This window comes from Oribacterium sinus, from assembly GCF_963537195.1.
GTDB classification, from domain to species: domain Bacteria; phylum Bacillota; class Clostridia; order Lachnospirales; family Lachnospiraceae; genus Oribacterium; species Oribacterium sinus_A.
On sequence record NZ_CAUTEG010000089.1, the window covers coordinates 1 to 9,586 of the forward strand.

Below are 9,586 nucleotides of genomic sequence, written 5' to 3' on the forward strand. Positions count from 1 at the left end.
AGGAGATTGAGACCATCCTGGCTAACACGGTGAAACCCTGTCTCTACTAAAAATATATACTACGGTCAGCTTTAGCGACTATGACATGGAGCAGGTACAGAACTATCTGGATCAGGCCAATGCAGGAACCAATTTCCCCGACTTGGATGAGCAGGTAAAAACTTTGGCTCCTATTGTCTTGGAAACCATGAAGGTTTATAACGAGGCGGCCAGCTATGGAGATTTGCAGGCCTATAAGGATGATCAGTATGCCAAGGCACAGGAAATTCATAGCAGACTTTTCCCTTTGGTACAAAGCTATATCGATCCGGCAGATACTTATACCGCAGCCATTCATAGCCTTTCTGTGGAAAGACAGCAAGAAGAAATGCAGAGAATGAAGGATAACGGCCTTACGATCCGCTATGATATGCTGAGAATCATGGATCTGAAAAATCAAATTATTGATGCCTTTTCTGAGCAGCCCAATGTAGCGGAAGCCAATATTGCCGACCTTGATTTGACAAAGATACGTCCTGCGTATGACGAGCTGGCTACCCTGCTTTTGGAATTTGTGCCCCTTTCCAAGGATAAAGATGCTGCGGAGAAGGAAGGCTTTGATAATAACTATTACGTTACTACCTTTGCGGATGCTGCCGGAGATTTCAAGAAGCAGCTTCAGGAGATGATTGACCGGAAAGAAAGCGGAAAGGGATTTTCCGAGAATGAATTGCAAATTTTATGGGCTACCGATGGAAGCTTCCAAAAAATCAGCGAGGCCGCTTCCAAGATGACGGAAACCTATAACAGAGCAGTCGGTTAAAGATTCCTAAAGATGTCAGTTAAATAAATTTAGAAAGATATCAGTTAAATAAATTTATAAAAACGTCGCTTAAATAAATTTATAAAAAGTTCTTGACGAGAAAAGTCAAGTTGTGTTAAATATTAGAACTATAAAACCGTTGAGGTGGAGATAACGTTAAGTATGAGCTCACAGAGAGTCCGGGAAGGTGAGAGCCGGGCAGAACACAGCTTAGCAAATGGACCACTGAGGGCATGGTCAAAGGAGTAATCCGAGTATTCCATGACGCGTAGGAATGCGTTAGTTTCCGGAGGTATGTTAGTACCTTGCTAAGAGCACGAGTGAATCGTGAACTAGGGTGGCACCGCGAACTTTAATTTTCGTCCCTAGCAGAATTTTTATTCTGCTGGGGTTTTTTTATTTTCAAAAATGATTTTGGAGATGCTAAAGACAGTTTTTAAGCAAAAGCCAAAAGTATGTCAAAGTGTTTTTTCTAAAAGGAAGAAGCCAATCCCATGCAGAGCATAGAGAAAGGAAGAAAATGATGATTAGACCAAGTCTTATGGAAATGGAAGCCTACCGGAAGGACGAAAGCCTTCGCCTGCTTCCCGTCATGAAGGAGATTTTTTCGGACTTCATTACCCCCATCACCGCATTATCCATTTTGAAAAATATTTCTCAAAATGTCTTTTTACTGGAGTCCATGGAGGACAGAGAAAAATGGGGGAGATATACCTTTCTGGGCTATGACCCGAAGCAAAGCATTTCCTGCAAAAACGGAATCGTAGAAAGCTCCGGCTTAAAGCTTCCCACCAAGGACCCTAAGACTCTAATCCGGCAAATCCTTCAAGAGCACAAGGCTCCCAAGGTACCCGGGGCCCCTTCCTTTACCGGAGGACTGGTTGGATACTTCGCCTATGACTTTATCCAGTATGAGGAGAACAGCCTTCATTTTTCCGGAAAGGATGAGGAGGACTTCCAGGATTTGGATCTGATGCTCTTTGACAAGGTAATATGTTTTGACCACTTCCTGCAAAAGATTTTCCTGATTGTGAATATGTCCCTTTCCGAGGGCGAGGCGGGCTATAAGAGAGCAGTTTTGGAATTGGAAAATATGCATAGGCTCTTAAAGAGCGGGGAGCAGAAGAAGGAAGAGCCCGGCAGATGCCTAAGCGACTTCCGCCTCCTCCACAGCAAGGAAGAATATATGCAAATGGTGAAGAAGGCCAAGAGACATCTGAAGGATGGAGACATTTTCCAAATCGTCCTTTCCAACAGGCTGGAAGCGGATTATGAGGGAAGCCTTCTGGAAAGCTATAGACACCTTCGTTGCTTAAATCCTTCTCCCTACCTTTTCTACTTTTCCAGTAAGGATTTGGAGCTGGCAGGAGCCAGTCCGGAAACTCTGGTGAAGCTTGAGGATGGCATTTTGCAGACCTTCCCTCTGGCAGGTACCAGAAAGAGGGGAGCCACAGAGGAAGAGGATAAGCGCATCGCCATGGAGCTTTTACAGGATGAAAAGGAAGTTTCCGAGCACGATATGCTGGTGGATTTAGGCAGAAACGATATCGGGAAAATCGCCAAGGTAGGCACCGTGAAGGTGGAAAAGTACCATGAAATTCAGCGCTATTCTCATGTAATGCATATCGGCTCCACCGTAACGGGAGAGCTTAAGGAAGGTTATGATGCGCTGGACTGCGTTTCCGCCGTGCTTCCCGCAGGAACCCTAAGCGGAGCACCGAAGATTCGGGCCATGGAGCTGATTGACGATATAGAGCAAAATCGCCGAGGCATCTACGGGGGAGGAATCGGATACATTGATTTCAACGGAAATCTGGATCTCTGTATTGCAATCCGCTTTGCCTATAAGAAAAACGGAAAGGTGGCCATTCGCTCCGGAGCAGGCATTGTGGTGGACTCCTCCGAGGAAAAGGAGTTTGAGGAGTGCCAGAATAAGGCAAGAGCCATGGTGGAAGCCATTCGAAGAGGGGAGGAGGAAGAATGATTCTTTTAATTGATAACTACGACAGCTTTACCTTTAACCTGTATCAGATGCTGTCCCAATACGAGACGGTGGAAGTGATTCGAAATGACGGGAAAACGGTGGAAGAAATTGAGGCCATGAATCCGGCAGGAATTGTCCTTTCTCCCGGACCGGGCAGACCGGAAAATTCCGGCATTTGCCCCCAGGTGATTCGTTCTCTTCGGGGGAAAATCCCTATCCTTGGAGTTTGTCTTGGAGAACAGGCCATCTGTCAGGTCTATGGCGGCACTGTAAGCCACGCCATAAAGCCCATGCACGGCAGACAGTCCGAGGTGGATATTGTGGAAGATTCGGAGCTTTTTAAAGGTCTTGGCCGGAAAATGAAGGTGGCTCGCTACCATAGTCTCATTGCCGAGGAGGAAAGTCTGGAGGGCACAGAGCTTCGGATTACCGGAAAAACCAAGCAAGAGGAAGTGATGGCGGTGGAAGATAGGGAACGGAAGGTTTACGGCGTACAGTTCCATCCGGAAAGCATCATGACCAAGGATGGAGCGAAGATTTTGGAAAACTTTGCAAGGATTTGTAAGGGAGTATAAGGGTAGAAGCAAATGAGCATTTTAGAGGAAATCGCAAGGGAAAGAAGAAAGGCTGTGGAAGAGGAGAAAAAGCTGCTTTCTCTTTTGGAGCTGGAAAGGCTTTTGGAGGAGCGGGAAGAATCAAGTCACAACACGCCAAAAAAAGAAGGCAAAAGCTTTTACCAAGCCTTAGCCAAGGAGGGCTTATCCATTATCGGAGAAGTGAAGAAGGCTTCCCCCTCCAAAGGCATTATCGCAGAGGACTTTCCTTATTTACAGATTGCAAAGGACTATGAGGCTGCCGGCATTGACGCCATCTCCTGTTTGACGGAGCCTAAGTATTTTCTGGGGAAGAATCAATATTTAAAAGAAATCGCAGAGGCGGTTACGGTGCCGGTGCTTCGGAAGGACTTTTTGATTGATCCCTACCAAATCTATCAGGCAAAGCTTCTGGGGGCGAAAGCTATTCTCCTGATTGTCTCTCTTCTTGGTGAAAAGGAATTGAAGGAATATCTGGGAATTGCCGGAAAGCTGGGACTGGATGCCTTGGTGGAATGCCATGATGAGGAGGAAATCCGCTGTGCTCTTTCTGTGGGGGCGGAGATTATCGGGGTAAACAACAGAAATCTAAAGACCTTTTCCGTAAACATGGAAAACAGTCTATCCCTAAGAAATCTGGTGCCGAAGGGACAGCTCTTCGTAGCGGAAAGCGGAATGTCCAAGCCGGAAGAGCTAAGGCTTTTGGAGGAAGCCGGGGTGAATGCGGTGTTAATCGGAGAAAGCCTGATGCGGGCAGAGAGTAAGAAGGAAAAACTTCAGGAACTACGGAGCCTATTGAAATAAGAAATGATCTACCAAAAAAGGAATCTTGTGTAGAGAAGTAGAATCGCCAGCCTGCATAGAACAGACGGTTTTTGTCAAAAAGAGGATTTCAAAGGAACTGAGGGTAAGGGAAAGAAAGGAGCGAGTATGCTGCAAGAATGTATCAAAAAACTGGTGTTGGGAGAGGATTTAAGCTTTCAGGAAAGCTACGAAAGCATGAATGAAATTCTGGACGGAAAAAGCTCTCCGGTGCAAAATACCGCCTTTCTTACGGCTCTGGCCTGCAGAAAGCGGGAGGAAGAAAACATCACGGAGATAACAGCATTTGCCAAGGCGATGCGGGAACACGCCATAGAGGTAAAGCATGAGGGGATGGAGGTTTTGGAAATCGTAGGAACCGGTGGAGACCACAGCAACAGCTACAACATTTCCACCACCTCCGCCTTGGTGGTAGCCTCTTTAGGGGTAAAGGTGGCAAAGCACGGAAACCGGGCAGCCTCCTCCAAGTCCGGCACCGCCGATTGTCAGGAAGCCTTGGGCATTAACATTGTACAGGGCAAGGAAAAGGCGGAGGAAATGCTGAAGAGCACCGGTCTTTGCTTCCTCTTTGCCCAGCACTACCACACTGCCATGAAGTATGTGGGCGCTATCCGTAAGGAATTGGGCTTTCGGACCATTTTCAATATCCTTGGGCCCCTGACCAACCCTGCAAAGCCGGATGCCATGCTTCTGGGAGTTTATCAGGAAAGACTTTTAGAGCCTATGGCGGCGGTGCTTCATCACTTAGGGGTAAAGCGTGCCTTGGTGGTTTACGGAGAAGACGGCATGGATGAAATTTCCGTTTCTGACAAGACCTTGGTGTGTGAATTAAGGGATGGACAAAGCCGAATCTTTGAGATTGCTCCGGAGGACTTCCATTTGGAAAGAGGAAAAAAAGAGGAGCTCGTAGGAGGAGATGCGGCGGAAAATGCGGCAATTACCAAGGGACTTTTGGCCAATGAAATTCAGGGCAGTAAGAAAACGGCTCTTTTGTTGAATGCGGGAGCAGCCCTCTTTATTGCCGGAAAGGCGGAAAGCATTGAAGAAGGCATTCGTCTGGCAGAGGAAGCCATCAGCAGCGGAAAGGCATTGGCCTTCTTGGAAGAGTACAGAAAAGCTTCCCAAAATTAAGCCGGGACAAGTGCCAAAGCCTGTGAGGAGCATCATAAAGCATCGAGGGCTGAAAGGAGTTGGCGTGAAGGTCAAGTACTGAAAGGAGTTGGCATGGTCGTCAAGTACTGCGGTATCACAAAGGAAGAGGAAATTCAGCATTTGCAGCAGCTTCCCATAGAATATGTAGGCTTTGTCTTCTATAAGAAAAGCAAACGCTATGTGGACAAGGAGCAGGCAAGGCGCCTACGGGCAAAGTTAAAACCCTCCATTCCTGCGGTGGGAGTCTTTGTAGAAGAAGAGATTCCAAAGATTTTGAATCTTTTGAAGGAGGGCATCATCCAAGGGGTTCAGCTCCATGGGGAAGAAGAGGAAGCATACGTCTTGAAACTTAAGCAGGAGATGGGACAGCTTGGCACAAAGCCCTTTCTCTGGCAGGCCTTTATTTTAAAGGAAGAAAAGGATATAGAACGGGCAAATGCCTCCCCGGCGGATTTGATTCTTCTGGACGGAGGTAAGGGGGAAGGCAAAGAGGCAGAGGCAGAGCTTTTACAAAAGATTCATCGCCCCTATATCTTGGCAGGAGGACTTTCCCCGGAAAATGTAGTAAAGAAAATCAAAGCATTTTCCCCCTATGGCTTGGATGTCAGCTCCGGAATCGAGGAGCAGGGAGATGAGGGAAGCCGGAAAAGTCCGGAGAAAATGGAGAGTTTTATTCGCTTAGTAAGAGGCTATGAGAGCGAGAGCTTGTAAAGAAATGAAAGCAAAGTAACTAAAGTCAGATGAAGAAGCAATAAAGTTGCAAAGAAGAGCAATGTTGATGCAATGAAGATGAAAAGAAAGATAAATCCGGAAAGGAGTAGTATGGCAGAGAAAATCGGACGTTTTGGGATTTACGGAGGACAGTACATTCCGGAAACCCTGATGCAGGCAATAGAAGAATTGGACAAGGCCTATACAGAGGCTAAGGCGGATCCTGCATTTCAGAAGGAGTTAAGCCGTTACCTAAATGACTATGCGGGACGGCCTTCCCGCCTGTATTATGCGGAAAAGATGACGAAGGATCTTGGAGGGGCCAAGATTTACTTAAAGAGAGAGGACTTAAACCATACCGGAGCCCATAAAATCAACAATGTTTTGGGACAGGCCTTGCTGGCAAAGCGCATGGGAAAGACCAGACTGATTGCGGAAACCGGAGCAGGACAGCACGGTGTGGCAACGGCAACGGCAGCAGCCCTTTTCGGCATGGAATGTGTGGTTTTTATGGGGCAGGAGGACATTGAGCGTCAGGCCTTAAATGTTTACAAGATGCGTCTTTTGGGAGCGGAGGTGGTTTCCGTAAAGACCGGAACTGCCACCTTAAAGGATGCGGTGTCCGAGGCCATGAGAGAGTGGACCAAGAGAATTTCCGATACCCACTACTGCCTCGGTTCCGTTATGGGACCTCACCCCTTCCCCACCATGGTCAGGGATTTTCAGGCGGTGATTTCCAAGGAGATTCGAGAAGAGATTTTGGAAAAGGAAGGAAAGCTTCCTGCAGCAGTATTGGCCTGCGTGGGAGGCGGCTCCAATGCTATCGGAACCTTCTACCATTTTATCCCGGATGAGAGTGTAGAGCTGATTGGCTGTGAGGCGGCAGGAAGAGGGGTGGATACGGAGGAAACTGCGGCCACCATTGCGGTAGGAAAGCTGGGCATTTTCCACGGCATGAAGTCCTACTTCTGTCAGGATGAATTCGGACAGATTGCCCCGGTATACTCCATTTCCGCGGGACTGGATTATCCCGGAATCGGACCGGAGCACGCAGCACTCCATGACAGCGGACGGGCAAAGTATGTGCCGGTAACGGATTTGGAGGCGGTGGAGGCCTTTGAGTATCTTTCGAAAATGGAGGGAATTATCCCCGCCATTGAATCCGCCCATGCCATTTCCTACGGCATGAAGGTAGCGAAGGAGAAGAGTAAGGAGGAAAGCATTGTCATCTGCATCTCCGGAAGAGGGGATAAGGACTGTGTTTCCGTAGCACGTTTTAGAGGGGAGGACCTGGTAGAATGAGAAGCATAAAAGAAGCATTTGCAAAGGGAAAGGCATTTATTCCCTTTATCACCTGTGGAGATCCGGATTTGGAAAGGACCAAGAAAATGGTGAAGACTATGGTGGAAAAGGGAGCAGACCTGATTGAATTGGGCATTCCCTTCTCCGACCCCACCGCAGAGGGGCCGGTGATTATGGAGGCGGATCTTCGGGCCTTACAGGGGGGATGCACCACAGAAAAGGTTTTTCAAATGACTAAGGAACTTCGGCAGGAAGTGGATGTGCCCTTTGTGTATATGACCTATGCCAATGTGGTTTTCTCCTACGGCAGCAGAAAGTTCATGGAAAAGGCTAAAGAAGCAGGGGTTTCCGGCCTGATTCTTCCCGATGTACCCTACGAAGAGCGGGAAGAGTTTTTGCAGGATTGCAGGGATTTCGGTATTGCCCTCATTTCCATGGTAGCCCCCACCTCCGAGGATCGTATCGCAAAGATTGCGAAAGATGCGGAAGGATTTTTATATATCGTGTCATCCCTTGGGGTTACGGGAGAACGAAAGGAAATCACCACGGACCTGTCTTCTCTTTTGAAAATGGTGAAGAGTCACACGGACATTCCCTGCGCCGTCGGTTTTGGTATCTCCACTAAGGAGCAGGCAAAGGAAGTGGCCCGGTATGCGGACGGCGTGATTGTAGGTTCCGCTATTATGAAGAAAATCCACGAAAATCCGGGGAAGGAAGAAGCCGTACTGGGGGAGTATGTGGCTTCGATGAAGTCGGTGCTATAGTGCCACCGTCCGGTAATGAGTTTCTTTCTTCAGGAATAATATCACCGTCCTTTGCAATGAATTTCTTTCTTCAGACACGTTCTCACTAACCTCGCCTCGTAGCAGTACTAAGCTGAAAGCTTCGTTCACTCGCTTTCAGCAAGTACTGACGGGCTCAGATTGTCTTCAGAAAGAAACTCATTGCCGGACGGTGGGGCATATTTACGGGCTGGAGAAAAATCTTCTATGTTCGGCTGGGACTAGATTGTCTTCAGAAAGAAAACTCATTGCCGAACGGTGGGGCACATTTACGGGTTGGAGAAAAATCTTCTATGTTCGGCTGGGACTAGATTGTCTTCAGAAAGAAACTTTATTGCCGGACGGTGAGGCACATTTCTGCACCGGAGAAAAACTCTCTTAGGGTAATCGAAACTAGCCTTCTTCAAAGAATCCCAATATCAGGATTCCCAAAACCGCCAGTCCAACGGCAAGGTACTGGGCTTTGCTAAGCTTTTCTTTTAAGAAGATTCTGGCCCAGATTACGGAGAAGAGGCAGTAGCTGGAAATTAAGGGTGCGGAGGCAACAGCATTTGCTCCAATGGCATAGATATAGGTGAACTGGCCTATTGTTTCGCAGACGGCAGCTAAAAATTTCGGTCCTTCCGTAGGAAGGCTGAACTTGGTCTTTTTTACAAAAACCAAATAGAAGAAGAGGCAGACTGCCAGAGTACAGAAGGTGTATTCATAGGCTACATTTGCAGAGGCTTCCGGAATTTTTTCCAGAACCACCGCGTCTAAAAATGTGCCCAGTCCGTCAATGATGCAGTAAAAGATGGGGAAGAAAATGGCGATAAAGCTGTTTACATATTTATCCTCCACCTTTTCCTGCATCTTTTTTCGTTCCGCATCCTCACGCTTTTTTTGCAGATAGGAAAGCAGGTAAATGGCAAAAAGAATCAAAAGAATGGCAAAAAGCTGGGGTAGTGCCAGGACCTGCTTTAGAAAAATAAAGGAAAGTAGAGCAGCCACTGCACCGGAGGTATTGCAAATGGGGGAGGAGACGGAAAGCTCAATATAGCGCAATCCGATATAGCCTAAAAGCATGGAGGAAATATAAAGAAAGGAAACCGGCAGATAGGCAATGAGGATTTCCTTGGTAAAGCTTACGCCATGAAATAAAACTTGAACGGTGGCATGGGCACCCATAACCAGTCCCACCACCATAAGCATTTTCAAATGACTATCCTTATCCTTGGCAGGGGATCCCAGCTTGGAAAAGAAATCCGAACCGGACCAGAAAAATATAGAAATTAATGATAAAATAAACCACATATTGACTCCTTTTTAAAGAATTTTCATGTTTTTTTCGTCACTTTTATATCGAAAACCGATAAATAAATATTCTAAAAATTAAACTAAGAAGTTTTTTAATTCCTAGTAAAACAATAGGAATAATAGCATAGAAGCCTTGTTCTGT

The 9,586-nt window shown here is 47.0% G+C and carries 9 protein-coding genes and 1 other annotated feature; of the genes, 8 read left to right on the top strand and 1 reads right to left on the bottom strand.

Features of this window, described 5'->3' with window-relative positions:
* Positions 1-52 precede the first annotated feature (52 nt).
* The 8 genes from RYL27_RS09225 to trpA all read left to right on the top strand — a co-directional run bounded on the left by RYL27_RS09225 (position 53) and on the right by trpA (position 8,130).
* On the top strand, positions 53-802 hold the full coding sequence (locus tag RYL27_RS09225) for a DUF3829 domain-containing protein (RefSeq protein WP_314966767.1): 750 nt from the start codon (positions 53-55) through the stop codon (positions 800-802).
* A gap of 130 nt (positions 803-932) precedes the next feature.
* Positions 933-1,172, top strand: a binding site (T-box leader).
* Positions 1,173-1,322: 150 nt separating this feature from the next.
* Positions 1,323-2,786 carry an anthranilate synthase component I family protein gene (locus tag RYL27_RS09230; RefSeq protein ID WP_314966753.1) on the top strand — a complete coding sequence of 488 codons (1,464 nt, stop codon included), beginning with the start codon at positions 1,323-1,325 and terminating at the stop codon, positions 2,784-2,786.
* A complete protein-coding gene (locus tag RYL27_RS09235) occupies positions 2,783-3,361 on the top strand; it encodes an anthranilate synthase component II (protein ID WP_314966755.1) in 579 nt (192 codons plus the stop codon). Before RYL27_RS09230 ends, RYL27_RS09235 begins: the two co-directional genes overlap by 4 nt.
* A 12-nt stretch (positions 3,362-3,373) precedes the next feature.
* Positions 3,374-4,183 (top strand): indole-3-glycerol phosphate synthase TrpC, encoded by an 810-nt coding sequence (trpC, locus tag RYL27_RS09240; RefSeq protein ID WP_314966757.1) that lies wholly within the window; start codon positions 3,374-3,376, stop codon positions 4,181-4,183.
* Positions 4,184-4,309: 126 nt separating this feature from the next.
* Positions 4,310-5,332 carry an anthranilate phosphoribosyltransferase gene (trpD, locus tag RYL27_RS09245; protein WP_314966759.1) on the top strand — a complete coding sequence of 341 codons (1,023 nt, stop codon included), beginning with the start codon at positions 4,310-4,312 and terminating at the stop codon, positions 5,330-5,332.
* A 93-nt stretch (positions 5,333-5,425) separates the two neighbouring features.
* Positions 5,426-6,064, top strand: a complete 639-nt coding sequence (locus RYL27_RS09250) for a phosphoribosylanthranilate isomerase (RefSeq protein WP_314966760.1) — start codon at positions 5,426-5,428, stop codon at positions 6,062-6,064.
* A 111-nt stretch (positions 6,065-6,175) separates the two neighbouring features.
* On the top strand, positions 6,176-7,366 hold the full coding sequence (gene trpB, locus RYL27_RS09255; protein ID WP_314966762.1) for a tryptophan synthase subunit beta: 1,191 nt from the start codon (positions 6,176-6,178) through the stop codon (positions 7,364-7,366).
* Positions 7,363-8,130: a tryptophan synthase subunit alpha gene (gene trpA / locus RYL27_RS09260; protein ID WP_314966763.1), complete on the top strand. Its 768-nt coding sequence runs from the start codon at positions 7,363-7,365 to the stop codon at positions 8,128-8,130. Before trpB ends, trpA begins: the two co-directional genes overlap by 4 nt.
* Positions 8,131-8,541: 411 nt before the next feature.
* Here trpA and RYL27_RS09265 read toward each other — a convergent pair whose 3' ends face one another.
* Positions 8,542-9,441: an EamA family transporter gene (locus RYL27_RS09265; RefSeq protein WP_314966765.1), complete on the bottom strand. Its 900-nt coding sequence runs from the start codon at positions 9,439-9,441 to the stop codon at positions 8,542-8,544.
* Positions 9,442-9,586 lie beyond the last annotated feature (145 nt).